22 protein-coding genes are annotated in these 26,991 nt (G+C 51.9%); 15 read left to right on the forward strand and 7 right to left on the reverse strand.

The features are described 5' to 3' along the window. Nucleotides 1-131: 131 nt before the first annotated feature. From NYR02_RS06285 to NYR02_RS06335, 11 genes are all read left to right on the forward strand, one after another. Complete coding sequence (locus NYR02_RS06285; protein ID WP_260975517.1) at nucleotides 132-1,673, forward strand: AAA family ATPase; 1,542 nt, start codon at nucleotides 132-134, stop codon at nucleotides 1,671-1,673. After that, complete coding sequence (locus NYR02_RS19515) at nucleotides 1,666-3,249, forward strand: VWA domain-containing protein (protein ID WP_260975518.1); 1,584 nt, start codon at nucleotides 1,666-1,668, stop codon at nucleotides 3,247-3,249. The genes NYR02_RS06285 and NYR02_RS19515 overlap by 8 nt, the downstream gene beginning before the upstream one ends. Nucleotides 3,250-3,263: 14 nt before the next feature. After that, entirely contained in the window at nucleotides 3,264-3,797 is a 534-nt protein-coding gene (locus NYR02_RS06295; protein ID WP_260975519.1) for a HEPN domain-containing protein, read from the forward strand. Between the two features lie 20 nt (nucleotides 3,798-3,817). Further along, nucleotides 3,818-7,375, forward strand: coding sequence for a DEAD/DEAH box helicase family protein (locus tag NYR02_RS06300; RefSeq protein WP_260975520.1), 3,558 nt, complete (start codon nucleotides 3,818-3,820; stop codon nucleotides 7,373-7,375). Nucleotides 7,376-7,402: 27 nt separating this feature from the next. Continuing rightward, nucleotides 7,403-8,986, forward strand: coding sequence for a type I restriction-modification system subunit M (locus tag NYR02_RS06305; RefSeq protein WP_260975521.1), 1,584 nt, complete (start codon nucleotides 7,403-7,405; stop codon nucleotides 8,984-8,986). Then, entirely contained in the window at nucleotides 8,983-10,095 is a 1,113-nt protein-coding gene (locus NYR02_RS06310) for a restriction endonuclease subunit S (RefSeq protein ID WP_260975522.1), read from the forward strand. Before NYR02_RS06305 ends, NYR02_RS06310 begins: the two co-directional genes overlap by 4 nt. A gap of 117 nt (nucleotides 10,096-10,212) precedes the next feature. Beyond that, nucleotides 10,213-10,428, forward strand: a complete 216-nt coding sequence (locus NYR02_RS06315) for a hypothetical protein (RefSeq protein ID WP_260975523.1) — start codon at nucleotides 10,213-10,215, stop codon at nucleotides 10,426-10,428. After that, the gene (locus NYR02_RS06320; RefSeq protein WP_260975524.1) at nucleotides 10,425-10,967 is read left to right on the forward strand and encodes a hypothetical protein; all 543 of its coding nucleotides are present in this window, start codon (nucleotides 10,425-10,427) and stop codon (nucleotides 10,965-10,967) included. Before NYR02_RS06315 ends, NYR02_RS06320 begins: the two co-directional genes overlap by 4 nt. Before the next feature lie 145 nt (nucleotides 10,968-11,112). After that, entirely contained in the window at nucleotides 11,113-12,741 is a 1,629-nt protein-coding gene (locus NYR02_RS06325) for an AAA family ATPase (RefSeq protein WP_260975525.1), read from the forward strand. Then, on the forward strand, nucleotides 12,741-13,634 hold the full coding sequence (locus NYR02_RS06330) for a hypothetical protein (protein ID WP_260975526.1): 894 nt from the start codon (nucleotides 12,741-12,743) through the stop codon (nucleotides 13,632-13,634). The genes NYR02_RS06325 and NYR02_RS06330 overlap by 1 nt, the downstream gene beginning before the upstream one ends. Continuing rightward, a complete protein-coding gene (locus tag NYR02_RS06335) occupies nucleotides 13,634-14,614 on the forward strand; it encodes a 5'-nucleotidase (protein ID WP_260975527.1) in 981 nt (326 codons plus the stop codon). The genes NYR02_RS06330 and NYR02_RS06335 overlap by 1 nt, the downstream gene beginning before the upstream one ends. On the opposite strand, the gene NYR02_RS06340 is transcribed toward NYR02_RS06335, so the two are convergent. From NYR02_RS06340 to NYR02_RS06355, 4 genes are read right to left on the reverse strand one after another with little or no spacing between them, the layout of a single operon-like run. Next, entirely contained in the window at nucleotides 14,577-15,773 is a 1,197-nt protein-coding gene (locus NYR02_RS06340) for an ABC transporter permease (RefSeq protein WP_260975528.1), read from the reverse strand. The genes NYR02_RS06335 and NYR02_RS06340 overlap by 38 nt on opposite strands. A gap of 8 nt (nucleotides 15,774-15,781) precedes the next feature. Next, nucleotides 15,782-16,999, reverse strand: a complete 1,218-nt coding sequence (locus NYR02_RS06345; protein WP_260975529.1) for an ABC transporter permease — start codon at nucleotides 16,997-16,999, stop codon at nucleotides 15,782-15,784. Continuing rightward, the gene (locus NYR02_RS06350) at nucleotides 16,996-17,754 is read right to left on the reverse strand and encodes an ABC transporter ATP-binding protein (RefSeq protein ID WP_260975530.1); all 759 of its coding nucleotides are present in this window, start codon (nucleotides 17,752-17,754) and stop codon (nucleotides 16,996-16,998) included. The genes NYR02_RS06345 and NYR02_RS06350 overlap by 4 nt, the downstream gene beginning before the upstream one ends. Continuing rightward, complete coding sequence (locus NYR02_RS06355; RefSeq protein WP_260975531.1) at nucleotides 17,751-18,908, reverse strand: efflux RND transporter periplasmic adaptor subunit; 1,158 nt, start codon at nucleotides 18,906-18,908, stop codon at nucleotides 17,751-17,753. Before NYR02_RS06355 ends, NYR02_RS06350 begins: the two co-directional genes overlap by 4 nt. A 187-nt stretch (nucleotides 18,909-19,095) precedes the next feature. On the opposite strand from NYR02_RS06355, the gene NYR02_RS06360 reads away from it, so the two are divergent. From NYR02_RS06360 to NYR02_RS06370, 3 genes are all read left to right on the forward strand, one after another. Further along, on the forward strand, nucleotides 19,096-20,430 hold the full coding sequence (locus tag NYR02_RS06360) for an APC family permease (protein ID WP_260975532.1): 1,335 nt from the start codon (nucleotides 19,096-19,098) through the stop codon (nucleotides 20,428-20,430). 184 nt (nucleotides 20,431-20,614) lie between these two features. After that, entirely contained in the window at nucleotides 20,615-21,124 is a 510-nt protein-coding gene (locus NYR02_RS06365) for a ClbS/DfsB family four-helix bundle protein (protein ID WP_260975533.1), read from the forward strand. A 173-nt stretch (nucleotides 21,125-21,297) separates the two neighbouring features. Further along, the gene (locus tag NYR02_RS06370; protein WP_260975534.1) at nucleotides 21,298-21,600 is read left to right on the forward strand and encodes a hypothetical protein; all 303 of its coding nucleotides are present in this window, start codon (nucleotides 21,298-21,300) and stop codon (nucleotides 21,598-21,600) included. A 325-nt stretch (nucleotides 21,601-21,925) separates the two neighbouring features. On the opposite strand, the gene NYR02_RS06375 is transcribed toward NYR02_RS06370, so the two are convergent. From NYR02_RS06375 to purE, 3 genes are all read right to left on the reverse strand, one after another. Continuing rightward, a complete protein-coding gene (locus NYR02_RS06375; protein WP_260975535.1) occupies nucleotides 21,926-22,483 on the reverse strand; it encodes a DUF2058 domain-containing protein in 558 nt (185 codons plus the stop codon). A 10-nt stretch (nucleotides 22,484-22,493) separates the two neighbouring features. Continuing rightward, a complete protein-coding gene (locus NYR02_RS06380) occupies nucleotides 22,494-23,564 on the reverse strand; it encodes a 5-(carboxyamino)imidazole ribonucleotide synthase (protein ID WP_260975536.1) in 1,071 nt (356 codons plus the stop codon). Between the two features lie 61 nt (nucleotides 23,565-23,625). After that, a complete protein-coding gene (gene purE / locus NYR02_RS06385) occupies nucleotides 23,626-24,120 on the reverse strand; it encodes a 5-(carboxyamino)imidazole ribonucleotide mutase (RefSeq protein ID WP_260975695.1) in 495 nt (164 codons plus the stop codon). Between the two features lie 444 nt (nucleotides 24,121-24,564). On the opposite strand from purE, the gene NYR02_RS06390 reads away from it, so the two are divergent. After that, nucleotides 24,565-26,949, forward strand: coding sequence for a hybrid sensor histidine kinase/response regulator (locus NYR02_RS06390; RefSeq protein ID WP_260975537.1), 2,385 nt, complete (start codon nucleotides 24,565-24,567; stop codon nucleotides 26,947-26,949). Nucleotides 26,950-26,991 lie beyond the last annotated feature (42 nt).

Consider the following 26,991-nt stretch of genomic DNA (forward strand, 5'->3'; position numbering starts at 1 on the left):
GTGGTTGTCACGCTGCAAGAATATTTATGCGACTCGTGATTTTTAGTGCGGGCGTGAAAGTCAGGCACCGCATGGAGACTGACTGAATTCGCACTGCTCTGAAGTAGAAAGTATTAACAAAGGAATGAACATTGAAAAATAATATCATTGCCTCACTGCCTGATCGAAAGAAGAAAATTGCCAAACTAATTGGTGAAATGAATAGGGGACTGCTCGAACGCACTGAGCAGGTAAAGCTGATTCTGCTGGCAGCATTGGCGGGTGAGCATGTGCTGCTGCTGGGACCGCCCGGAACTGCAAAAAGTGAGCTGGCTAAACGACTCAAAAGTGTTTTTGTCGAGGCTAATTACTTCGAAAGACTCCTGACGCGCTTCTCCGTGCCGGAAGAAGTCTTTGGGCCACTGTCGATTCAGGCGCTGGAGCAGGACCAGTACAAGCGTTTAACCAGCGGTTACCTGCCAGAAGCATCGGTAGCCTTTATCGATGAAATATTCAAAGCCAACAGCGCCATTCTGAACAGCCTCCTGACATTATTGAATGAACGTCAGTTCGATAACGGTAATCGCCGCTATCCAGTGCCTTTGATTTCGGTGGTAGCCGCCAGTAATGAATTGCCAGAGGGCGAAGAGCTGGATGCCCTGTACGACCGTTTTATGCTGCGTAGTTTTGTGCATCCTGTGTCTGACAGCAGCTTCACTGGTTTGCTGACACTGGGTAATGAAACATGTGATCCCGATTTATCCACTCGCTTGAAAATTGAAGATCTGGCACAAGTGCAACAGTTGGCTGAAAAAGTTGAACTGACGCCGGATGTAATTGAACTGTGCAACGAATTTCGTCGTTATCTGCAGCAGGAAAGCATTTATGTTTCCGACCGCCGCTGGCGCAAGCTGGTTAAACTGATGAAGGTTTCGGCCTTTACTTCAGGTTTTAATCAGGTGTCGAACTATGATGCCTGGATCTTGCCGCACTGTTTATGGCAACAGCCAAAGCAGTTGGAAGGGTTGCAGCAGGTGTATGAAAAAGCGATTGCCGTAAGTGGCGACTTTTCAGTTGATCGCGTAAAAAAATTGATGGTGGCCTGGGAGTCAAAGCTAAAAGAGGATAGCAACGCGCGGCGTCAAAAAATGAATGCTGATGGTAAGTTGTTGTACAAAACACCCAATGGTAAGCAGACGACCAACTCAACAGGTCGGTATCAGAAAACCAACTCTGATGGTGAAAAGCTCTATCTAAATGAAAACCATAGTGAAACAACAGACGAGAAACGTTGGAGCTATGACCAAAAAAATAAACCAGTAATGATAGATCGTCCTAACGACCCCATTATGGAACCGATTCAATACTCAGCATCTCATATTCAGGAGCGAGTATATGGGGCGGCTTCTATAAAAAAGGAGATCGAAAATCACATTGAGCGCCTCAGCGGAAAGTTAGAAATGGTTGATCAGGTTTTTGCAGAGCATCTTTGGATTAACCCAGCCCTAATGCCTGTAATAACAGCCAATATCAGCAAAGCTAAAGATCATACAGAAACCTTACTCCAGAGTGCTGAAGCGCTGATCAATGGTTTTGAAAACCTGCCTGTCGAAGATAGCGTTCTTGAGGCACTTGCTGCTGAAGATGACGATGCTGCTGAAGATGATGTGATGGAAGGTGAACTTTGTGACTGATATACAAGCTCTGCCTAAAGCTCAGGGGCAAATGTTTGTATCCGGAGCAATGCTGCATCAGTTAGACAACCAGTTCAGCTATATCGATCAACTACCAGACTCCATTCTCCCTGCGGTGGTCACTCATACTGGTGGTGAGCTTGCAGATCGTTGCCGGTCCTTCACTCAGCTGCGACAGGCTCTGTTAGCCGGAACGGAACAGGTATCGCCATGCCCTTGGTTGCCCGAACCTGTACAGCAGATAATCCTGGAACGCATTGACCAATCGGGTATAGCGCGTTATTGCAAAGACAATGAAGACGTGACTGATGCTCTGGTATTGGACCTGATTACTGCGTTAGAGCGTAAGCAGGGCACTCAGCGCGTATTGGCTCTGCAGCATTTCGAAGAGCAGAAAGAAAAGCAATTGCTGGCACTTCAGCAGGGGGTGGATGCCCAGAAAAGCAAAAAACAAAAGAAGAAATCTGCAACACTTTCTGCACAGGCAACAGCAGCTATTCGGGCAGAGAGTGAGTTAATGGCGTGGCTCGAATCGCTGACAGGTTCTGTTGGCTTTTTCTCAGATGAGTGGGATGAGAGATTAGCCGTATGGCAGCAGCTCGAAAGTGTTTTTAATGACCTTGGTATGATCACTGGGCTTGGTTGGGATCTATCGAAAGGCGTTTTGCAGAGCCACGGCTGGATGAATCTGGTGCGCTTACACAGGCTAGTCGAGCAATTGCCTCAATTACGCGAAGTGATTGAAACGCTGGGGCGCATGAAAGATTGCGACGGAGAGCCCGTTATCGAAGAAATTATTTCCCACATGAGCTTTTTAGCTCGTCGTGAAATCGAAGTCTCTACCCCTCTAGTACCTATGGAAACAAAAGGAATAACACGCTCAGATTCAATCAGTCGCATGCTGCCTCAGGAGGCTGCATTTCTTGGGCATCCTGTGCTCAAAAAACTCTGGCACGCCCGTCGGGCGGAACATGCTTTGCTGAGCTATGCCGTTGAAGGCACTGAATTGCTGAGTCAGGAGTTTGAGAAGGAACAGAAAATTCGTGAAGAAAAACCCGGTAAGCAGGCTAATAAACATTGTGGCCCGATGATTGTTTGTCTTGATACTTCTGGTTCAATGCATGGCACACCAGAGAACATTGCCAAGGCTTTGGTTCTTGAATGCTTGTCTGTTGCCAAAAAGGAAAAGCGTGCCTGTTTTGTTTATTTGTTCGGTAGTCGCGGCGAAGTTGAAGAGCTGGAGTTGACCCCAACTAAAGATGGTTTTGAGCGTATGATTCTGTTTTTATCAATGTCATTTGGTGGCGGTACGGATGCGGAAGGCCCCTTACGCTTAGCGCTGGAAAAATCTGAGAAGGAACAGTGGGAAAAAGCAGACATAATGATTGTCAGTGATGGCGCGTTTCCGGTGTCGCAGGATTTGGTTAAGAAAATACAAGGTGCTAGAGATAATAGATCATTGTCCGTTCACGGCACTTTGATCGGTAATGCCGACCGTTCAATGAGCCGTATATGCGATCCGCTGCATCGTTTTTCCCGCTGGATTGATTTACAACCGAACTCGTGTAGTTATTAATTTCAGGAATATCTATGTCCAAGGCCAGAGACAATTTTGATATCGCCATTCAGGATGCAGAACGCATACTGGATGCCTATGATAAGCTCAATCGGGATCGAATCGACAACCGTGATCCGGAAGAATTGAAACGCGCTGCACTGATTATGTCGTTAACCGCTTGGGAAACCTATGTTGAAGATCGGATTACCGAAGTGCTTCAAAACCAAATGCGGACTTTGGATGGATCTCAGGTTGCACGTTTCGTTACAGAAACGCTCAAAAGAGAGCTGAAATATTTTCATACGCCAAATACCAGAAAAACCAAAGAGCTGTTTGAGCGTTTTTTGAATATTGATGTAACAGCCGGTTGGAATTGGGCGGGCTTTGAGAGCAAAACCTCAACGGTCCGCCTCGATGAGTGGATCAAAAAGCGTGGTGATGCGGTTCACCGCTCGGTGATGGACAAACAATCCGGTCATCTTGTCAGTCGAGAAGATATGAAAAAGTGCGTAACCTTTTTTAAAAACCTGGTAGAGGCAACCGACAAAACACTGGCGGCTGAATAGCAAAGGAAGAAGCAGTAAAGATGACTCAGGTATATCAGGAATCGATCAATTTCGAAAACCTCCGCCCCCACTGGGAGGATCTTGCCAATCTCGCCGCCCATGCCGAAGCCTACGCCCACAGCGACCCACAAAGTGCGCTGGTTAAATTACGCTGCTTCGCCGAGAAACTGGTAGGGGTGGTATTCGACCGCTATCAAATTCCGTCATACCCGAACGAAAACTTTATCGATCGTCTGAATAACCACAGTTTCGCCAGTATTGTCGATCGCGGCATTGTCGATAAGCTGCACGCCATCCGCAAAGTCGGTAATCGCGCCGCTCACGAAGGTAAGTTCAACGACTCCGATCCATTATGGCTGCTCAAAGAAGCACACATTCTCGCCGGCTGGTTGCTGATATCCACCGGCGTGGGCAATAAAAGCGATTTAGCGCCTTTCAAAGCCCCTGAACAAATCAAACAGCCTTCTGCTAACGAACTGGCCAAGCATCAGGCGCGGCTGGAACAGGCGCTGGAAGAGCTGGAGGCGGTAAAGGAGGCTGAGCTTAAGGCGCAGGCCGAAAACGCCCGTCTGCAGCAAGAGTTGCAGGCCAAAGATAGAGCACTGGCAGATCTGCAGCTGGTGGAATCCCTCGAACAGCTGAAACAGCGTAACCAGGCTGCAGGCAGCGTCCTCGATTACAACGAGGAAGAAACCCGACGCCGTATGATCGATCAGGACCTGTACTCCGCCGGTTGGGATATCGACCTGTTGAAAAACGGTGATACCGAACAGGTCAGCCGCGAAGTGCAGGTCAGTGGTCAGCCGACCACCACAGGTATCGGCTATTGCGATTACGTTCTCTGGGGCGATAACGGTAAACCGCTGGCGGTGATCGAAGCCAAGCGCGCCCGCGAAAGCAGCCAGAAAGGCCAACAGCAAGCCAAACTCTATGCCGACGCATTAGAGAAAGAATACGCTCAGCGGCCACTGATTTTTTACACCAATGGCCGTGATATTACCCTCTGGAACGATGCCCAGGGCGAAGCGCCGCGTAAGCTCTATGGCTACTACGCCAAACAAAGTCTGGAATACCTTATTCGCCAGCGCAGCGAACGAAACAGTCTGATCAAAACTCCGATTGATACCAGCATTGCCGGGCGCGATTACCAGATTGAAGCCATCACCCGCGTGTGCGAGCGCTACAGCAATAACCACCGTAAGGCGCTGGTGGTGCAGGCTACCGGCACTGGTAAAACCCGGGTATCTATTGCACTCAGTAAACGCATGATTGAAGCCGGCTGGGCCAAGCGTGTGCTGTTCCTGTGTGACCGCACCGAGCTGCGCAAGCAGGCCGGCAATGCCTACGCCGACTTTATGTCAGAGCCTGTGTATGTGGTGGGCAAAAGCAAAAAATCCGATATGACCAAAGCGCGGATTTATATCTCCACCTATCCCGGCATGATGAACATTATGGAGAATTTCGACGTCGGGTATTTCGATCTGATTATCGCCGACGAATCGCACCGCTCCATCTATAACGTTTATGGCGATCTGTTCAAATATTTCGATGCCATTCAGCTTGGCCTTACGGCTACACCGGTTGAAATGATCAGCCGTTCCACCAGTCAGTTGTTTGGCTGCGATTACAAACAGCCAACCGCCAACTACCCGCTGGAAAAAGCCATTGAAGACCGCAATCTGGTGCCGTTTAAAGTCGTCGCGCATACCACCCAGTTTCTGCGTGAGGGCATTAAGGGTAACAACCTGTCAGACGAACAGATCGCCCAACTCGAAGACCAGGGGATCGACCCCAACACCCTCGACTTCGACAGCAAACTCATCGACAAGGCCATCTACAACAAAGACACCAACCGCGCGATTCTGCGCAACCTGATGGAAAACGGCCTGCGTCTGGCCGACGGTCAGACCCTGGGCAAATCCATGATCTTTGCCCGTAACATCAAACACGCAGAGCTGTTGTACGAGCTGTTTAACGAAATGTACCCGGATTTCGCTCAGGGTTCCGCCGGCAACTTCTGCCGTGTAATTCACAGCAAATACGAGCGCGCCGAAGAACTGATTGACGACTTCAAACTCAACGACGGCAGCGCCAGCCAGATCACCATCGCCATTTCCGTCGATATGCTCGACACCGGCATCGACGTACCCGAGGTACTCAACCTGGTGTTCGCCAAACCGGTAAAATCCAAGGTCAAATTCTGGCAGATGGTTGGCCGTGGCACGCGTTTATGCAAAGGCCTGTTTGGTTTTAACCCGGACGGCAGCACGCGCGATAAAGAAAAATTCCTGATCTTCGACCACTGGGGTAATTTTGACTACTTCAATATCGAACACGATGAGGAAGAACAGCGTCCGTCCAAATCACTGGCGCAGAAGCTGTTTGAAGCGCGCCTGATGTTTGCCGAAGAAGCCCTTAAACAAGGCGCCATCAGCGACTTCACCCTGATGATCGACCTGATCAAACAGGACATCGACAGCCTGAATGACAACACCATCGCCATCCGCGATAACTGGCGCTTAAAAGAACAGCTCGCCAACCGCGAACTCTTGCTGCAGTTTTCACCCGCCACCAAAAGCGCACTGCTGGAGCAAATGGCCCCTCTGATGCAATGGCGCAATATTCAGGGAGAGGGCGAAGCCCTGCGTTTCGATCTGGATATCGTCAATGCCCAGTACGCCCAGCTGCTGAATCGCACAAAAAATCAATCCAAGCTGATTGACGACACCCGCCAGCCGATTCAGCAAAAAGTACGCAGCCTGTCGATGCACCTTAATCAGGTGCGCAGCAAAGCCGCCACCATCGCAAAGCTGCAACAGGATGACTTCTGGAAACCAGACAACGAAGCCTCTGATCAGTCAGGCAGTGCAGAGCAGGGCAGCCGCAATCTGGTGCAGGCGCTGGAACATGCCCGCCAGGATATCCGCAGCGTCATTCATCTGCGCGATAAAAGCGTAAACCCGGAGCCGGTCGACGTTACGCCCATCATCGATATCAAAGAAGACGAAGGTTTATACGAAATAGCGGATGTAAAAACCAATATCCGCACCGTCGATTACGAAATCTACCGCCGCGAAGTTGAAGCCACCTTAACGCCGCTGTTTGCCACCAACCCGATCCTGAAGAAAATACGGGCGGGGGAGGCCATTACTGAGCAGGAATTAAACGACCTTAACGCCATGGTGCACACCAATAACAGCCGGGTCGATTTAACCCTGCTGAAAGAATTCTTCCCCGATTCTGCCGTTGGCATCGACCAGCTGCTGCGCGCCATTATTGGCCTCGACCGTGACGCCATCGAAGCGCAGTTCAGCCACTTTCTGCAGCAGCACCATATCCACCTCAACAGCCTGCAACAGCGCTTTATCAGCTTGCTGAAAAGCGAAATCTGCCGCAGCGGCAGCATGACGGTCGAGCGCCTGTACGAAGCGCCGTTCAGCCAGCTGCATCAGGATGGCATCGACGGCCTGTTTAAAGACGAACAGGCCACGCTCATCGCACGGTTTGTTGCCGGTTTTGCGGTACAATCCGGCCAGCGTAAGCCCGCGGCCAAAGCAGTGGCTGACACAAGCAACTGACACACGAATTTAAGAGCACAAACAGCCATGATTACCGGCCAACTGAAAAGCAAAATCGACAAACTCTGGGAAGAATTCTGGATTGGCGGCATCGCCAACCCGTTAACCGTCATCGAACAGATCACCTTTCTGATGTACGCCCGCCTGCTGGATATGAACGAAACCAGCGACGAAAAACGCAGCCAGCGCACCGGCAAATCTTTTAACCGCCGCTTTAACGACCAGCAACAACACCTGCGCTGGAGCAACCTGGTTCATATTGAAAGTGCCGATAAATTAATGGCCACCGTCAAAGACGAGTTGTTTCCCTACTTCAAAAACAGCGCCGCCGGTGTGGAAGGCAGCCTGTTTGCAGAATTTATGAAAGACGCCCAGCTGATGGTGCAAAAACCCTCACTGCTGGTAAAGGCCGTCGAGATGGTCAACGACCTGCCGTTAGATAAATCCGACACCAAAGGCGACCTGTACGAATACCTGCTCAGTAAACTCACCACCGCCGGTATTAACGGCCAGTTCCGTACCCCGCGCCATATTATCCGCGCCATGATCGACATGATGGACCCGCAAGCCACCGACCGCATCTGCGACCCTGCCTGTGGCACCGCCGGATTTTTAAGCACCACCTACGAATTCATGCTGGAGAAATACTCCTCCGCCGAAGGCACCATCCGCAGCAGCGTTACCGACGACAAAGGCGAAACCCTGGAGCAGGTGCTGTACACCGGCGACTTACTGGGTGAGCACCGTAAACACATCGACACCGATATGTTCCACGGCTTCGACTTTGACGCCACCATGCTGCGCATCGCCGCCATGAACCTCGTGATGCACGGCGTGGCCGAACCCGATATTCATTATCAGGATACCCTCAGCCAGCGCTTTAAAGAACGCTTCCCGCAAGAAGCAGAACAGGGCTTCGACCTGATTCTGGCCAACCCGCCGTTTAAAGGCAGCCTAGACGAAGGCGACGTATCACCGGATATCTTAAAAAAGGTTAAAACCAAAAAGACCGAACTGCTGTTTATTGCCCTGATTTTACGCATGCTTAAACTCGGTGGCCGTGCCGCCGTGATCGTACCCGACGGCGTTCTGTTCGGCTCCAGTAAGGCACACCAGCAACTGCGCGCCGAATTACTCGACAACAACCAGCTCGAAGGTATTCTCAGCCTGCCATCCGGGGTATTTAAACCCTACGCCGGCGTCAGTACCGCCATTATCTTTTTTACCAAAGGTGGCCGTACCGATAACGTCTGGTTTTACGATCTGGCAGCTGATGGTTTCTCTCTCGATGACAAACGCACGCCATTAAAAGGCGAAAACAGCAATGACCTGCCGGATGCCATAGCTAAGTGGAAGCAGTATATGGCGGGGCGTTTAGCGTCAGACGCCGGACGTCCGACGTCTGACGAATTCAGCGACAAAACCCAAAAGGCATTTATTGTCAGCGCCGACGACATCCGCGCTAACAAATACGACCTCAGCATCAACCGCTATAAAGAAGTGGTGTACCAACAGGAAGAATACGAAGACCCGAAAGACATTCTGAAACGCCTGAAGGAACTGGAAAACGAAATTCTCAGTGACCTGGATGAGCTGGAGGGGATGCTGTGACGTGGCCGATGGTGAAGGTCAGAGACATAGCTAAGGCTCACTATGGGAAAGCTTTGAAGAAAGAATTCAGAGATGAGTCGGGTTCATTCGAAGTATTCGGTAGTTCTGGCCAAGTTGGTGTTCATTCTGAAGCTTTGATTAATTACCCAACGCTTATTGTCGGAAGAAAAGGTTCGGTTGGTGAAGTTATTTGGGCACCAAATGGCGGCTGGATAATTGATACTGCTTATTATCTTGAACTTTTAGAAAAAGATACTGTTGATCTCCGCTATCTCTACTACGCCTTAAAAAAGGCAAATCTGTCTCAAAGGACTATTACTACTTCTATACCTGGTCTGAATCGGGATGATTTCTATGATTCTGAAATCCCCCTCCCACCGCTAGCCGAACAAAAGCGCATCGCCGCCATCCTCGACAAGGCCGACGCCATCCGCCGCAAACGCCAGCAAGCCATCCAGCTCGCTGACGACTTCCTCCGCGCCGTGTTTCTGGACATGTTTGGCGACCCGGTGACCAATCCGAAGAGGTGGGAGGTTAAGGCGCTGAAGGATATATCTACAATACAAATTGGCCCATTTGGAACTCAGTTACATAAAGAGGATTACATCGAAGGTGGCATTCCTCTTGTTAATCCTACTCATATTGTTAAAGGACAGATTGCTCCTAAAAGTGATCTGACAATTTCGGCGGAGAAGCATGCAGAGCTGCCCGAATATCACCTTATGGTAGGGGATATTATCATGGGGCGAAGAGGTGAGATGGGGCGTTGTGCAGTTGTCACTGAAAAGGAAAGCGGTTGGTTGTGTGGAACAGGTAGCCTATTTATCAGGCCGAACGAAGTTGGCATATTTTCTGAGTATCTGAATAAATTTCTCTCGAGTGAGGCGATAAAAAGTTATTTAGAGTCGGAATCGCAGGGTGCGACCATGCCAAATTTGAACAAGACAATAGTTGGAAATATTCAGGTTCCTGTCCCAAGTGAGCTTGCGCTTAAACGATTTGCAGTAATTAAAGAAAAAGTTTTGGCTGCTAAGGCTGTTTCATTAAAGTTCAGTGAGGAGACTATTTTTGACTCTATTAGCCAAAAAGCCTTCCGGGGCGAACTGTGAAAAGCCAAAAGCATTCACTCGCACATCCCTGTGCTCGTGGCTTTGCCCCAGCCTGCGGCTGTGCCAATGTGATCCGGTCGCATTGGTCTCCGGCCAGCGGTAGATAAGGAAATCATCATGCACTTAAAGTCCGTCAAACTCAGCCATGTTCGCGGCTACCGTGCCACCGGGGCTATACCCATCGACGGACTTATTACGGGCATCATCGGTGGTTATGACGATGGCCAATCGACCATCCCCGAAGTGTTGGCCATGTTCTTTGAGAGCGGCGATGTTAAGACCGATAACAGCGATATAGACGGCTTCAGTCTGGCTGGATTGGGTCGGGCATGAGCAAAACGGTAAATAATCCGGTCATCGGCTGGCGGCTAGATCTCGTTCGCCTGCGCAGCTTTTGGCAAGGTGCCGAACACCTCAAAGCCAAACTCGAACTCTTTACCTTGTTGGCAAAATCCCAGCACCTTACACCGGCGGTTGACGTGTGTATTGTGACCGACAGCGATACCTGGGAACGCTGTTATAAATTATGGCTGCAGGAAGAAGGCTTGCTGCAGGAAGAGCCGTCAGGTTTGAATGACGGCGAAGCAACAAGCCGGGACGCGCTGCCCGAACGCTTTGAGATCCGGATTCTGGATATCGACCAGTCGTTACATAGTTTTGAATCGGAAAGCCTTTCGGTATCACAGAAAAAGGCGCGTTATCGGGATACATGGTTAAAAAGCGCAGAAAAGTTCATCGCGCAACAGTGCGATGCAGACGACCGACTGGCCTTTGAGTTTCCACCGGACTACCTGTTCATGCACCAGCAAACAGAAAGTGATTCTATTGCTGCTATCTGGAGTGATGAGCTCCTGTTGAACTTGCGTGAATAGCTCAGGAATATTTGTCAGCTGGAACACACAGCAGTGAGGGGTTTTCCCGATCTCAAGCCAAAGCCAGATCGGGGCTATTACAGGCAAAACCAACGGTTGGATTCTTGGAATCCATGTCAGAGAGCGGGCAACTGAGTAGCGAACTATGAGAATTACAAAAATTTCCCTAACCAACTTCCGGTCATTTAAAGATCGGCAGGAAATTGACATTGCGCCAGTGACCTTGCTGTTTGGCCCTAATAGTGTCGGTAAAAGTTCAGTCCTGATGGCTCTGGCCTATGTGCAGCAGATTCTGGAGAAGGGCCATTGCGATCCGCAGAAGCTGGATGCGCTGGGCGATAAATCTATTGGTGGATTCCGTTCCTTGGTTAATGGTGGCGATCTGAATAGACCCATCGGAATCCGGTTGGATCTGGAGCTTGGCAATACCATTTATCCATCGTTTGACGAAGACTTCGAATATCTCGCTCAGCGATTCAATGGCGAACCGCTACAGCTGACCGATTTTGCAGGTTCTGTAGAGCATTTTGCCTTAGAAATTACAGTTGCCTGGTCGCACATGCTGGAGCAAGCCTATGTTCAGAGCTATCAGGTATGGATTAATCAACAGTTTATGGGGCGGATATCCAGCAGTGACGATGGCAAGCAAACGCTTATTTCCCAGCTCAACCTGTTGCATCCTCTGGCGTTAACGGAAACTGAACACGCGCAACTACAGCTGACCCCTGAAGATTGGCTGGAGGAATTTAATACAGCCGCTGAAGATATTCCTGAATTGAGCAATACCCGTCTGGAATCTGTGTTGGATGAGCTGATTCCAGGGCGTTTCACCAAGACCCCAGGGCTCAGTAGTCTTTCCTATGAGGGAGTCAGACCTTATGGCCGGGATATAGGCGTAAAGTGTCAATGGGGAGCAATACCTGAGCAAGCAAGTGTGCTGCAAACAAACCTGAGATACAGCGAGCTGGAACCAAGTCAGGATCACCTCAATTACCTGATGGTCACCAACTTTCTAACATTTGCATTTCTCGAACCCATCAATCTGGCTCGTCGTTTCCTGAAATCTTATGTAGCCATCGGACCCGTTCGGGTGATTCCGGATTTTGACTATGTGCCTAACCCAAACCCCGAGCAACGGAATTGGGCGGATGGACGAGCTGCTTGGGATTTGCTGCACAGAAACCCGAAAACCAATGACGCGAATCAGCGTCTTGTTCGGGAGTGCAACCGCTGGTTGAGCGATGAAGATAAGCTGAATACCGGCTATGAGTTGAAGAACTGGTCGTTATTTGAATCTTTAAACAATGGCGAATGCTACGAAGATGACAGTCATTATCTTGTGCGTAAACGTCACCTGCTATTTGTCGAAAAGGGTAAGCAATACCCGTTAGCAGCAAGCCAACTGGGCACCGGTATTTCGCAAGTCATACCGGTATTGGCAGCGGCTCTACATGAGCATCTTCAGCTTATCAGTGTGGAACAGCCTGAGTTACATCTGCATCCACGGTTTCAGGTAGAGCTTGGAGATTTGTTCCTGAGTTGTAGTAAAGACCGCAGCTTTCTGATCGAAACCCACAGCGAGCATTTGGTGTTGCGATTACTGCGACGTATTCGTGAAAAAAATGGCATAACGCCCGATCAGATTGCTGTGGTGTACCTAAGTGCTGACGAAAATGGCGTAGTCAGTGAACGTCAGATAGTAACGGAAGATGGTGACTTCGAACACAACTGGCCCGGTGGCTTTTTCGATGAGCGAGACGAGGAGTTGTTCTGATGTACAAGGAGGTTGCGGTTGATCCTGCCTGTATGGCAGATAGTGATTGCTTTTTCGCGTTACGAGAACAGTTTGGTTTTGAAAAAGGCCGCTATTTGGTTGCCGACAGACAGCATTGGCTTAACGATGCAATGGCGGCAGTGAAAGCTGCACAATCTGCAGATGAACTTAAACCTGTTCTGGCTAAAACAATTAAAAGTTGGTTAAACAAAGCCAGAGGTAAGGTTGAACTAAAGGATCGGCAAATACTTTTGCCACTCAATCGTGAAATCGATCCAGAGGTACCAATTTGGAACGATTGGTGGCTCGGGCAGCAATCTATCCGTAAATTCGATGTTTCTATTGCACCAGCGCCCAATCCACCACTGGCTTATGATTTCACTCAGTTGTCGTCGGTTCAGGATTGGCAGATATCACCGAGTTATTCGGTGGATCGTACAGTTGCAGACATCGTTGCTGCGCTTGAGCCATTGCTTCGAATCAGTCGGGAAGTGTGGTTAGTAGATAACTATTTTAATTTGGGATCAAACCAAGTTCTTGCAGCCCTAATTCGTACAGCAGCAACTGTTGGGTGTACCCAGTTGAGGGTTATTACCGCTTGCGATTGTGCTTCACCCGAAGCTGTATGGATGCGGGAATATGAAAGCCTGGTGTCAGATACTTTCAAATGTGAATGGGTGAAAGTTCCGGATAAATTCTTTCACGACAGATACCTCATTACTGATACTGGGGCAGTGAAGGCAGGTCACGGTTTTGCGGAGGCGACACCTAAAGGAACAGCTGCCGACAAGGTTAGTCTGGGGTACTGTTCGTTTGAAGAGGCGCATACGGTTAAGCAGCAGATTCAGACTCTTTTAGCTGAAAAAAATGCTGACATAATCTGGAGTAACTGATGCCATTCCCCATCGAAGATAAGCTCGTTATCGCCGTATCTTCCAGTGCGCTGTTTGATTTATCGGAATCTGACAAGGTATTCCGAGAGCAAGGCCCGGCAGCCTATAAGCAGTTTCAGGAAGAGCAGCTGAATATCGTGCTTGGCACGGGAGTGGCGTTTCCGTTTATTCGCCGCTTTCTTGCATTTAACCAGCATTTTCCGCAAGAAACTCCGGTGGAGGTGGTATTGCTGTCGCGTAACTCCACAGCAACCGGGCGGCGCGTGTTCCGCTCGATTGCTCATTATGGACTCGATATTTCCCGCGCCGCTTTTACTGGTGGTGCATCTCCCTTTCCGTATATTCCGGCGTTTAATGCATCGTTGTTTTTGTCAGGTAATGAAGAGGATGTACGTTCAGCGGTGGCTGCGGGTTCGCCCGCGGGCTTACTGTTACCCGGTGCGGTAACCGATCAGCAGGATGATAAAGAGCTGCGTATCGCGTTCGACTTTGACGGTGTACTGGCGGATGACGAAGCGGAAACCGTGTTCAAACAGGAAGGGTTAGAGCGCTTCCATGAATACGAAGCACTGCACTCCGAGAAAGAACATAATCCGGGTTTGTTGGCGGATTTATTTCGTAAGTTGTCGAAACTGCAGGAACTGGAAGACAGGCTGCGTGCTAAAAATCCGAATTATCAGCGTTTGCTGCGCACGGCCATTATTACCGCCCGCAATGCTCCTGCCCACGAACGGGTGATTACCACATTAAAGAGCTGGGGGGTTGAGGCTAATGAAACCTTCTTTCTCGGTGGCATGGATAAACGCCGGATTCTGAATGTACTCAAGCCTCATATCTTCTTCGATGATCAATTAGACCACCTTAAAGCCAAAGACCTGGCCATGGTGCATGTGCCGTTTGGAGTGGCGAATCAGACTCTGCTGGAGGTCAGCGATCCCACCTTTACTCATCCCTCAGCGCCTCAATCGGGCTTAATTTAGCCGCTTGCCAGGCGGGTCCAATGCCGGCGAACAGGCCAATCAGTGCCGAAAATATCAACGAAATAATCAGATACAGTGGGCTTGGCTGCACCGGAAAGTCTGGTATCAGCAGGCTGGTTATCGCCAGTAACGCGAGTGCGCCAAACATACCGGCGAGGGCGCCGATAACCGATAATAATACGGCCTCACCAAGAAACAGGCTGAGCAGTTGCTGGCGTGAAATGCCAATGGCGCGAAGCAGGCCGATTTCCGGCGTACGCTCGCGCACATTGGTGGTCATGATGGTGAAAATGCCGACACCGCCGACCAGTAATGAGATGGAGCCCAGCGCGGCAACGCCCAGCGTCAGCACCGATAAAATACTGTTCAGGCTTTCCAGCATTTCGTCCTGGGTGACGACGGTAAAATCTTCCTGACCGTGACGTTCTACCAGTCGTTTGCGTACGATCTCGCGCATGTTTTCCGACGTTGTTGCTGCCGAAAACACTACGTCAATTTCCATCAGACCTTCGCGGTTAAACAGTGTCAGCGCGCGGTCTGCAGGAATGTAGACCATATCGTCTAGGTCAAAACCGAGCATGCTGCCTTTGGGTTTCATCACACCAATGACGCGAAAGCGCTGGCCACCGACGCGGATAAACTGCCCCAGTGCATTACTGCCTTTAAATAATTCCTGCCAGACCTTGTGGCCGAGCACGACAAAGGCACGCGAATTCCCGCCCTGGGTTTGCGGCAGAAAGCGCCCACTGGCCAGCGGAAAGTCCCAGGCCTGCACCATGCTCGGTGTGGTGCCATAAATATCGGTATTGCGTACCCGCTCGCCAAATTCAATCGGGCCGGTGCCCTGTACACTGGCGACCACATGTTCGGCGTAGGGCAGGTTGATCAGGCTTTGATAGTCATCCAGGGTGAGCAGGCGCACCGAGTTAAGCACGCCGCCCATTCCGGCGGTGTCGTTCTTACCGGGGCTAACGGCGATAATGCGCGTACCAAACTGCGAGAAATTATCCATCACATAGGTGCGCACACCTTCACCCAGCGAGGTCAGCAGGGTAACGGCAGCAATACCAATGGCAATACCCAGTGCGGTGAGCAGGCTTTTCAGCGGGTTGTAGCGCACGGATGAAAACACCAGATGTAACCAGTCAGCACTGTGCATTGGGCCTCCTATTTACCATTCTGATTTTGCAGGGCGGTAACCGGTGCCATGTGTGCGGCGCGGCTGGCGGGAATCCAGGAAAACAAAAAGCCGCAGCCAACGGCAATGGCGGTTGCCGCTGCCGTGGCCCAAAGAGGCGCAGCAAAGGGAATTTCCGGGTATTGAATGCGCGCCAGCCATAACAGAATTTCGGCCAGCAGGGTGCCAAGCAGCGCGCCGACTAACGACAGCATCACCGCTTCGGTGACAAACAACTGGCGTACCTCACGGCTGGATGCGCCCAGTGCCTTGAGTAGCCCGATTTCGGCCGTGCGCTGGGATACCGTAATCAACGTCATGTTCATAATCAGTACCCCGGCAACAAACAGGCTGATGGCGCCGATACCGGCAATGGCAAAGGTCAGCACCGAGAGAATATTGTCGAAAGCCTTGAGCAGGGAGTCCGGGGTAATCAGGGTGACATCGAGCTGGCCGTCATGGCGCTCGCGCATAATGTCTTCAATCTGGCGGCTTAACACGCCCATGCCCATCGCCGAGCGCACATCAATCATCACCCGGAACACGCCTTCGGTATTAAACAGTTGCATGCTGCTGGCAATTGGCATCATCAGCGCTTCGCTCATGTTCATGCCCAGACCGGTGCCGGTATCGGCCAGAATGCCAATCACCCGGCAGCGGTATGTGTCGATGCCAACCCACTGGCCAAGTGCTGGTTCGGCGGCAAACAGTTCTTGTTTTAATGTGGTGCCGATCACACAGACCGGGCTTGGCTGATCGAGTGGCAGCTCCGGCAGAATCTGGCCGTGTGCCAGCTGAATATGGCGGATATCGAAGAAAGTGCTGTTGGTACCCAGTACCAGAGTTTCACGGCTGCGTGCGCCGCGCGATATTTCGGCATTACCGACGACCAGCGGAGCAATACGCTCTACTTCGGGCAGGCGCAGCAGGCTCTGGGCATCCTGCAGGGTGATATCGCGCGTGCCTTCGCCAGTCATAGGCGGCATACCGCCGGAGGTTTCTTTGCGCCCCGGCAGCATAATCAGAATGTCTTTGCCCAGTACCGAAAACTCGCCCAGCACATACTGGCGCGCGCCTTCGCCGAGGCCGGTTAATAACACCACCGCCAGCACACCAATCGACATCGCAATCAGCTGCATCAGCGTGCGGAAGCGCTGGCGCAGCAGGGCGCGGATGCTGAAATTAAGCTGGTCGCGGGTGCGGATCATGGCGCGTCGCTCTGATCGGTACGGCTTTGAGTGTCTGAAGAAGGCGTGCGCTCGTCGTTAACGATAACGCCATCCACCATGCGTATGCGGCGGCTGGCGCGGCGGCCAAGATCGGCATCGTGGGTGACCACCACCAACGTAATGCCGTCGTTGTTCAGCTCTTCCAGCAGTTGCACCACTTCAGCCCCGGATTGGCTGTCGAGGTTGCCGGTTGGTTCATCAGCCAACAGCATGCGCGGTTTCATAATAATGGCGCGGCCAATGGCTACGCGCTGGCGCTGGCCGCCGGATAACTGATTGGGCAAATGTCCGGCACGGCTGCCCAGACCCAGACGCTCAATAACGGGTGCCAGCCGGCGTTTGCGTTCTGCCGGCGCAATACCGGCGAGAATTAACGGCAGCTCGATATTTTCGCTGGCACTTAAACGCGGAATTAAATGGTACGACTGAAAAACAAAACCGATATGGCTGCGGCGGTAAACTGCACGTTGTTCTTCGTTCATGGGCACGGTATCGGCACCGTTCAGCCAGTATTGGCCGTTATCGGGTACATCGAGCAGGCCGAGCATATTCAGCAGGGTGGATTTACCGGAACCGGAAGGGCCCATTACCGATAAATACTCACCGGCCTGAATACTCAGGTTGATATCATTCAGCGCATGCACCGGCTCATCACCGAGCAGGAAGGTTTTATTAACCGCCTGAACGTGAATGAGCGCGGTGTTGGCTGCGGCTGCAGATTTGGCCTGGCTCATGGCTGATCTGCCTGACGCTTATCGTCGTCGATAACCGTCACTTCTGCGCCTTCAACGGCGGCCGGATTATCCAGCGAAACCAGAATCGGTTGTTCTGCGGTTAAACCGGCGCTGACTTCCGTCCAGGTCCAGTTGCTCAGGCCCAGCGTCAGCGCTTTTTTCTGCAGGGTTTTACCGTCGTCGGCCAACGTCAGCACATGATTGCCTTCGAGCAGCGCTTCACTCGGAATGCGCAGCGTTTGCGGGTTGGCTGCGGTAATGACTTCAATATCAGCGCTGTAGCCTACCAGCAACTGCACATCGTCGGGCAGGGCATCGAGGGTGACATCCACATTCACGGTGCGTGCCTGTTTTTCTTTATCTTCCACGTAAGGGGCTATGCGGCTGACCTTGCCGGTAAAGGCCTGATCACGGAAAGCATCCAGTGTGACCCGTGCGGCCATGCCGACGCGGATAATCGACGCATCAACTTCGTCAATGGGGGCGCGAACGTACAGGCAACGATCATCAATCAGATCAATCGCGGGCGGGGTGGCCACACCCGGTGGTGACGGCGTGGCGTATTCGCCGACTTCACCATTGACCTCAGCGACAATACCGGCAAACGGCGCGCGCAATTGCGTTTGCGCCAGTCGCGCCTGTTGCACGGCGACATTGGCTTTGGCGTTCTGCACCTGCGCCTCATTCTGCTGGCAACTTAAACGGGTAATTTCGGCACTGGTTTCTGTACGGTCGAGCTGTTCAGGGGAGGAGAGGTTTTTATTAAATAATTCCCGCTGACGTTTTACCTCACGCTGATCAGCCTGCGCCTGGCGACAGGCGGACGCTTTATTCAGTTCGGCCATGCGCACCTGAGCGTTGCTTTGTTCGAGAGCGGCTTTTAAATCGTCGTTCCATAATTCCAGCAATAATGTACCGGATTCGACTTTATCGCCCTGATCAACATACAGATGGTTAACCTGGCCACCCAACGCCAGAGAAAGGCGGGAGCGCTGGCAGGCTTTAATCGTGCCGGAGCGGGTATTAGAGACCAGAGCTTCAACCAGACCCTGGCTGGTTTTGGCCATGCGTACTTCAATCGGCTTGGCCGGGCGCAGGATAAACGCGGCGACAACAGCCACCACCACTGCGGCAGATATCAGCAGTTTTTTCACGGTATGACTTCCTGTAGTGACAGCTGAGGCCTTACCTTAGAGCTTTTTCATATGCATGCCCAGTGATATAAGTCATAGGATTATTCGTGCTGATGAAACAGAATTTCTGCAGAAAACCCCTCGGCTTTTTTAACTCTGTTCAGTTGTTGTTCAGTCCTTGCCCAGAATCACCGCACCGGAGTACCTGATGAAATTACCCTTATGGCTGCAAGCCAAAACCGAAGGCAAAGCACTGGGGTTGCCTGAATTAGTGGCCATTGCCCTGGGCGGCATGGTGGGGGGCGGTATTTTTACCATTCTCGGTATTTCCGTTGCGCTGATCGGCCCCTATACGCCGCTGGCGATTCTGGCGGGCGGTTTAATTGCGGCGTTAGCCGCATACTCGTACGTAAAACTGGGCGTGTACTATCGTGACGAAGGCGCGACCTACGGTTTTTTTAAACGTACCTTTCCCAACTCGCCACTGGCTGCCGCGCTGATTGGCTGGTACGTGATTTTTGGCTACATCAGTACCATTGCCCTCTATGCCTACACCTTTGCTTCCTATGCGTTAAGCGGCACCGGTTTTGCCGATAATAACGATCTGCGCAAAGCGGTGGCCTGTGGTGTGATCGCGTTATTTACCCTGATCAATGTCTGGAGCGTGCGCGGCATGGGTAAAATTGAAGACATTATGGTGTATAGCAAACTGATTTTATTACTGCTGATTGCCGTGATTTTACTGCTGCATCGCGAAACCAGCCTGAGCGAACTGCTTATTCATCCGGAGATTGAATTCTCCTGGCTGAATATTCTTACCGTCGCCGCTGTTACCTTTGTGGCCTACGAAGGATTTCAGCTGGTGATCAACGCCGTTAAAGAAATGGAACACCCCGAGAAAAATATCCCACGCGCTATTTACAGCGCCATCGCCATTGCCATTACCCTGTACGTGGTGATTGCTGTGGCCGCCATTCTGGCCATTCCCGCCGCCGATATTATCGCCAACGAAGAATACGCACTGGCCGCCGGAGCCGGAAAAATACTCGGCCATATCGGCGCCGATATTGTAGTGCTGGGGGCGGTGCTGGCAACCAGCAGCGCCATTAACGGCACCTTATTCGGCGCCTCACGTCAGGTGGCGGTGATTGCCGGTGATGGCTTCTTCCCGAAAAGTCTGGAAAAACGCAGCAATAATATACCGGTGGCGGCCATCGCCATGATGGCGGTGTTGGCTATGGGTCTGATTTTAGCCGGCGGCTTAAAAGTCATACTCGAATTCGGCAGCGTTACCTTTTTGCTGGTGTCATTGTTAATGGCAATCGCCAACTTCCGTATCCGCAAACTGACCGATTCATCGCTGTTTATTACCCTGTTATCCATTATCGGTCTGGCGATTGGCGGCGGCCTGATTCTGCACTTTGAATACACCGACAACCCGGAACAACTGATCTTTATGCTGGTGCTGTACGCCATTCTGACATTGGGGGCGCTGGTATTTGCACGGGTTAATGCGGTGCGTGGGTATAGCAGCAATCCATAGCTGCGATGCCTGTAGAGCGGGGGCTTATTCGCGCTTGCTCGTTTTTCAGGCCGGTGTTAGCTTATTTGATATTCAAATCAACAGGTTGTGGAATTGATTTGCAAGTTTATGTACAAGGCCTGAATGCCGACGCTAATAAATGCGCATGCACGTTAATAGATTGTTATGTTAATGGAGATCTATATTGTCTTCTGTACCCAAGAACAAGGAAGAATTGGAGCTGGCCATAAACTCAATATTTCCAAAACTAATGGCTGATTATCGCTCCATTCCAGAAAGCAAGGCGCGTAAATCCGCGGTCGAGGGAAACATTAAGGGTACGATGATTAGCGTTAGTGATACGGTTGCTTACTTGATTGGTTGGGGGAAGCTGGTTCTTAAATGGCATCACCTGAAATCTGAAAATCAGCATGTGGATTTCCCTGAAACGGGTTATAAATGGAATCAACTGGGGCTACTCGCTGAACATTTTCACGAAGAGTATCGTGACTGGAAATACGATGATCTGCTTGTCGAGTTAGAGTCTACGATAAATGAAATACTTTTACTTATTTCAGGTTTAACTGATCATCATCTGTATGGTATTGCTTGGTATGAACAATGGACTCTTGGTCGCATGATTCAGTTCAATACGTCATCTCCTATGAAAAATATGCGTTCAAAAGTTCGGCGTTTCAAACGAGAATTTTTATAAAAAAGCGTTCAGGACAGATTAAAAATAAATAGAATAACCATTTTAATTCACACTGAGGTTGTCCCCCGCTTTAATGGATGCAGAAAAATGAATCCAGTGATTGAATCGTCACTTGGAAAAAAATATGAAATCTCAGTCGCTATGAAGCACAACCCCTATGAAGCACAACCCCTATGAAACATAAGATTCGCGAGCTTTTAGCCTATATCGAACCGGGAAACGGCGAAGTGCTGATTGATCTTGTGAAGCTCACCCGTAACGGGCATTCATATTATTTTCAGGACAAGCGCTGGCTGCGGAATCTGCGCTGTATGGGCGGTGATGGCTGCACCTCTGATCAGGGCGAGACAATCAATATTGCCATACTGAACCGCAGATACAGCCCGGCATGGATTGCCGGTAAAACCATTCGGGTTACTGACAGGGCAAAAGAGCGGTATCAGGTGTGGCTTGAAGGTATGCATCGCTGCGAGTAGCAGATTTCATCATCTGGCTCCCACGCTCTGCGTGGGAGTCCTTGCTGGCACAGTTGCATTCCCACGCGGAGCGTAGGAACGAGAGGGTAGATTTCATCTGGCTCCACGCTCTCGTCTGGCTCCCATGCTCTGCGTGGGGGACCTTGCGGGCACAGTTGCATTCCCACGCGAAGCGTAGGAACGAGAGGGTAGATTTCATCTGGCCCCATGCTCTCATCTGGCTCCCATGCTCTGCGTGGGAGTTCTTGCGGGCACAGTTGCATCGTAGGAACGAGAGGGCAGCCACAAAAAAGCCCGCATCCGCGGGCTTCTTATTAACCATGAATTACCACATCAGATCATCAGGAATCTGATACGCCGCATACGGATCGTCTTCTTCCATCTCACCGTGGCTGCTTTCGGCAATCACAATAAAATAGTTTTCGTCGCGCTGGCGGATTTTTTCAGCAATCTGCAGCGGAATCACTTCGTAGCTTTTCTGGCTGGGGTTAACAAACAGCGCAATGATGGCCAGTTGGCCACGGCTTAGGCGGTCCCAGACGGCCTGATCAACGTACAGTTGTTTCACTTTTTTACCATCAACAAACTGATATTTAATATCGGCGTATTCGCTTTTGATGGCGTTGGTCTGGATCAGCTGTTTAATTTGCGCAGCAATGGCTTTTTGCTGTGCTTCGGTTTCTTTCTGGCGGTTGAGTGCGCGGTCACGTTCGGCTTTTTCTTTGCGCACGGCTTCGGCTTTGGCCTTGGCTTCGTCAAGCTGGTTGTCTTGTCCGGTGCGTTGCAGGTGATCTTGTTTTTTCAGTTCTTTGGCGGCTTTTTTCGCTTTTTGTTTATCGATCAAGCCGGCTGCCAGCAGCTGTTCCTGTAATGACTTGGCCATAAAAAACTCCTTAGCGTTTCCAGACACCGGCAGGAATTAAATCTGCCAGTTGGTCGATGGTGTTGTCACGTTCGGCAACGTTTTTGGCAACCACAGTGACGTGGCCGAGTTTACGCGCCGGGCGCGCTTCTTTGCCATAGGAGTGGCGGAAGGCGTTGCCGATGGTGGCGGCTTTTTCGGCCGGGGTTTCATCACTGATCACGTTGAGCATGGCAACGGCCGGGTATTTGGCCGTGGTGTCACCCAGTGCGCGACCGGCAATCGCCAGCATATGGTTGCGGAACTGGCTGGTGGTGGCACCTTCAATCGACCAGTGGCCGGAGTTGTGTACGCGCGGTGCCACTTCGTTGGCGACCAGGCCGCTTGCGGTGTCGAACAGTTCCAGCGTGATAGTGCCCACGTAGTCGAGGCTGTCGGCCAGTTGGCGGATATAGCGTTCGGCCTGTTGCGCTTTTTCGGCACTGAGGTCGGCGGCAGGGAACAGCGAATAACGCAGAATGCCTTCGTGGTGTACGTTTTCGGTCATCGGCCAGATCACCATATTGCCGTTAATGTCGCGGCTGGCGATGACGGAGGTTTCGCGCTCGAAGCTGACAAAGGCTTCGGCGATCAGTTCGCGTCCGCCAATGGCGGCCCAGGCCGGTTCGGCATCGGCCGGGCTGCGCAGTACGTACTGACCTTTACCGTCGTAACCTTCGGTGGTGGTTTTCAGCACGATGGGCAGGCCCAGCTGTTCTACCGCGGCGTGCAGATCGTCGAGTGAATTAACGGCACAGAAATCGGCGGTGTCGATGCCGGCGGCACGCAGGGCAGTTTTTTCCAGCAGACGGTTCTGGAAGGTTTTCAGCGCTTTCAGGCTGGGATACAGCTTGTCGGCAACGCTTTCCAGACGGGCAACGATGTGTGCCGGGATATTTTCGGTTTCGAACGATACGCGCTCAACGCTGGCCAGAAATGCATCCAGAGCTTCGTCGCTGTGGGCACGCAGGTCGTACAGCGATACTTCAATATCGCTGATGTCCTGCACACTGTCAGACAGCATCTGGCCCAGCTGGCCGTTACCTAAAATACCGATTTTCATGCTTCTTCACTCTCAGAAAAGTCGGGCCCGGCAGTACCGGGCCCGGATAGGTCGTTAACGCTTACAGTGCGGTGCGCGGATCGGGTTCGGCCAGCACGCTGTCGGTCTGTTCGGCGCGGAAGGCGTCGATTTTAGCCAGCAGGGCATTGTCGCTGGTGGCCAGAATCTGGGCAGCCAGCAGACCGGCGTTTTTCGCTCCGGCATCGCCGATGGCCAGAGTACCAACGGCAACTCCACCGGGCATCTGCACGATGGACAGCAGCGAATCCAGGCCGCTCAGGGCGCGGGATTTAACCGGCACGCCGAGTACCGGCAACGAGGTCTGTGAGGCACACATGCCCGGCAGGTGAGCCGCGCCACCGGCTCCGGCGATGATCACTTTGATACCACGGCCCTGAGCGGTTTTGGCGTAATCAAACAGCAGATCCGGCGTGCGGTGGGCAGACACCACTTTTATTTCATAAGCCACACCCAGTTTATCCAGCATATCTGCTGCGTGTTGCATGGTGGGCCAGTCGCTCTTAGAGCCCATGATGATACCAACCGCTACGGTCATCGGGTCATCCTCGTTGAATTCAGTCAGGGCAGCCAACGTGGCGGCCGGTGCAGGAAAGCGGCGCATTCTATCACAAGCTTTACAGCAGGTTCAGTCTCCTGATTAAGCGGATACGGGAGCAGGAAGCGGGTGCGTGCTACCACAAGCTTTACAGCAGGTTCAGTCTCCTGATTAAGCGGATACGGGGGCAGGAAGCGGGTGCGTGCTATCACAAGCTTTACAGCAGGTTCAGTCTCTGGATTAAGGGCTGTAGATACAGGAAAGCGGGGTCAGCGTTATCACAAGGTTTGCGGCTGGATATGTTTCTCCGTATTGGCCTGTGGGGATCTTCCATTACCGCCAAATACCATTTACTTTGTGTGGTTTTATGGTCTACAGTTGAGTGAATTGTAATCAGTATCGGATGTACTGAACAATAGTACCAAGTATTGGGAGTTGCAAAGGATGCCAAGTCTTTATGGCCGGGTCAGACAGATGGTGACCCGCCTGAATATGAAAAACGACAGCGAGCTGTATCAGGTGTTGTTTGATACGGCTGCGGCAGGAATTGTCAGCATTAACAGCGAAGGAGAAATTCAGGCCTGCAATCCGGCGTTATGCCGCATTTTTGGCTACGACGCCGATGAGCTTCTGGGACAGGACATTGCCATGCTGATGCCCAAGCGTCATGGTCAGCGGCATCAGGGGTATATCCGCCAGTATCTGCTTGATGGCCATGCCACCGTTATGGGCCGTGGGCGGGAGCTGCCGGGGCTGCGTAAAAACGGTGACGAATTTCTGCTGCATTTATCGGTCAGTGAAATGAATTTGGGTGGCGCGCGCAGTTTTACTGCGATTGTGCACGACCTGGCGGCATCGCAGCCGGATTATCAACGTCTGCAGCAAGGCGACCATGCCTGGCTTGGCAGCGTGCTGGATCACACTCCGGCGGCGGTAACGGTTAAAGATATGCAGGGACGCTATCTGTTGCTCAATCATCGCGCTGAAAGCCTGCTGGGTATCCGTTCACGGGATGCGGCAGGCCGCAGTGACCGTGAGCTGTTTACCCCGCAATGGGCGGCGTTGCAGCAGCGGACGGATGATGAAGTCAGCCATGCCGATGGCGCGCGGGTTTTTATCGAACCCTTTGTCGGCACTCAGCGTGCGGCGACAGATACAACCGACCGCGGTGGCGCAGATCATACCAGCGCTGGGGCGATCAGTTTTCTGACCAGTAAAAACGTGCTGCGTGACGGTGCAGGCGAAGCCATGGGCATTGTCGCCATCCGGCTGGACATTTCGGCACTGCCGGTGCTCAGCCATTCGGCTCCGGGCGCGGATGTACACCTGTTGAATGTGCTGCCACAGCCTCTGGCTCTGTTAACCTCGGACGGTGAAGTGCTGCAGGCTAATGATGCCTACGGCCGCCGTTTTGGTCTCAGTGCCCGCTCGGTGACGGGCTGTAATGTAAAGCTGCTGGAGTCGGAAGGCTTTGTTGAGTGGTTCCACCATTTTCAGGTGCTCGATGGGCTGCAGGAATCGCGCTGGTATGAAGACGACTGGCAACTGCAGTTACAGCTTCACCTGCAGGATGAGCAGAAACTGATATTACTGACCGCTAATCCGCGTAGCGCCGACGCGGCATCGTCAAATACTGCTGCTGCGGTTGGCGAGTCACCCTACGGTACGCAAACCCCCACCGCCGCTGGTCAGGCCTTAACTGAGAATGCCCGCTTTATTGCCGGGCTAAGTCATGAGTTGCGCACGCCACTGAACGCGGTGATTGGTTTCAGCCAGCTGCTGAAAGCGGAGTTGCACAATGCCGATCAAAAAGAAGCGATTGAGCTGATTGAGCGGGCCGGTAAACATCTGGTGGCGCTGGTCGATCAGGTGCTGGATCTGGTTAAGCTCGAAGGGCATGTTCAGGAACCGCAGAGTGAAGCGGTCGCGCTGCTGGCATTACTGGAAGAATGCCAGGAGATGGTGCGGGGCAGTGCCTTTGCCCGCGGTATCCGTATCCGCATGCACAGTGCGGTGGCCGAACCCTGGGTGTGTGCGGATCGGGTACGCTGCAAGCAGATTGTGCTCAATCTGCTCAGTAACGCCATTAAATACAACCGTGCCGATGGCCATGTGGATATCCGGATTGAAAACACCGCATCCGGTCGTCTGCGCATCAGCATCCGCGATACCGGCTGCGGTATTGCAGAAGAACGGCAGGCCGATCTTTTTACGCCGTTTCAGCGTTTGGGAGCCGAGCAAGGCAGCATTGAAGGCAGTGGCTTGGGGCTGGTAATCAGTCGGGTACTGGCCAGCCGCATGAATGGTGTACTGGATTTCAGCAGCCGTGAAGGCGAGGGCAGTTGCTTCTGGCTGGAGTTGCCGCAGGCATCACCGCTGTACTCTTTTAATGCCATACAGCCAGCCCCCGGTATGGCCAGCCCCAATACCGCAGATGAATCTGCCGCATTGATGGCCGATACCCATCGCCGTGTGCTGTATATCGAAGATAATCCGATTAACGCCCGTTTTGTCGAGTTGGGGCTGAAGCGCCGCGATAATATGGAAGTGGCCATTGCCCGTACCGGTCAGGAAGGGGTGAATATGGCCCTGCAACACACACCGGATGTGATTTTACTGGATATGCGACTGCCCGATATTCATGGCCTGGATGTACTGAAAAAATTACGGGCGATTCCGGAATTACGCCATGCGCGCATTTATGGGGTCAGTGCAGATGCCTTGCCGGATCAGATCCGTCAGGCACAGGATGCGGGGGTGGATGGTTATATGACCAAGCCTTTCGATCTGCAGGCGTTGGGCGACATGATAGACAGCCCACAGCAGTAAACGATTGTGGGCTGTTGCCTGAAACTGCCCGGCCATCCGGGC

The organism is Thalassolituus pacificus, from assembly GCF_025318105.1.
Taxonomy (GTDB): Bacteria; Pseudomonadota; Gammaproteobacteria; order Pseudomonadales; family Oceanobacteraceae; genus Venatoribacter; species Venatoribacter pacificus.

Excerpts from the sequence above, each read along its gene's own strand:
- NYR02_RS06320 (WP_260975524.1), top strand. The coding sequence starts at position 10,425 with ATGAGCAAAACGGTAAATAATCCGGTCATCGGCTGGCGGCTAGATCTC.
- NYR02_RS06345 (WP_260975529.1), bottom strand. The coding sequence starts at position 16,999 with ATGATCCGCACCCGCGACCAGCTTAATTTCAGCATCCGCGCCCTGCTG.
- NYR02_RS06360 (WP_260975532.1), top strand. The coding sequence starts at position 19,096 with ATGAAATTACCCTTATGGCTGCAAGCCAAAACCGAAGGCAAAGCACTG.
- NYR02_RS06350 (WP_260975530.1), bottom strand. The coding sequence starts at position 17,754 with ATGAGCCAGGCCAAATCTGCAGCCGCAGCCAACACCGCGCTCATTCAC.
- purE (WP_260975695.1), bottom strand. The coding sequence starts at position 24,120 with ATGACCGTAGCGGTTGGTATCATCATGGGCTCTAAGAGCGACTGGCCC.
- NYR02_RS06335 (WP_260975527.1), top strand. The coding sequence starts at position 13,634 with ATGCCATTCCCCATCGAAGATAAGCTCGTTATCGCCGTATCTTCCAGT.
- NYR02_RS06340 (WP_260975528.1), bottom strand. The coding sequence starts at position 15,773 with ATGCACAGTGCTGACTGGTTACATCTGGTGTTTTCATCCGTGCGCTAC.
- NYR02_RS06375 (WP_260975535.1), bottom strand. The coding sequence starts at position 22,483 with ATGGCCAAGTCATTACAGGAACAGCTGCTGGCAGCCGGCTTGATCGAT.
- NYR02_RS06380 (WP_260975536.1), bottom strand. The coding sequence starts at position 23,564 with ATGAAAATCGGTATTTTAGGTAACGGCCAGCTGGGCCAGATGCTGTCT.
- NYR02_RS06300 (WP_260975520.1), top strand. The coding sequence starts at position 3,818 with ATGACTCAGGTATATCAGGAATCGATCAATTTCGAAAACCTCCGCCCC.
- NYR02_RS06325 (WP_260975525.1), top strand. The coding sequence starts at position 11,113 with ATGAGAATTACAAAAATTTCCCTAACCAACTTCCGGTCATTTAAAGAT.
- NYR02_RS06295 (WP_260975519.1), top strand. The coding sequence starts at position 3,264 with ATGTCCAAGGCCAGAGACAATTTTGATATCGCCATTCAGGATGCAGAA.
- NYR02_RS06305 (WP_260975521.1), top strand. The coding sequence starts at position 7,403 with ATGATTACCGGCCAACTGAAAAGCAAAATCGACAAACTCTGGGAAGAA.
- NYR02_RS06390 (WP_260975537.1), top strand. The coding sequence starts at position 24,565 with ATGCCAAGTCTTTATGGCCGGGTCAGACAGATGGTGACCCGCCTGAAT.
- NYR02_RS06315 (WP_260975523.1), top strand. The coding sequence starts at position 10,213 with ATGCACTTAAAGTCCGTCAAACTCAGCCATGTTCGCGGCTACCGTGCC.
- NYR02_RS06370 (WP_260975534.1), top strand. The coding sequence starts at position 21,298 with ATGAAACATAAGATTCGCGAGCTTTTAGCCTATATCGAACCGGGAAAC.
- NYR02_RS06330 (WP_260975526.1), top strand. The coding sequence starts at position 12,741 with ATGTACAAGGAGGTTGCGGTTGATCCTGCCTGTATGGCAGATAGTGAT.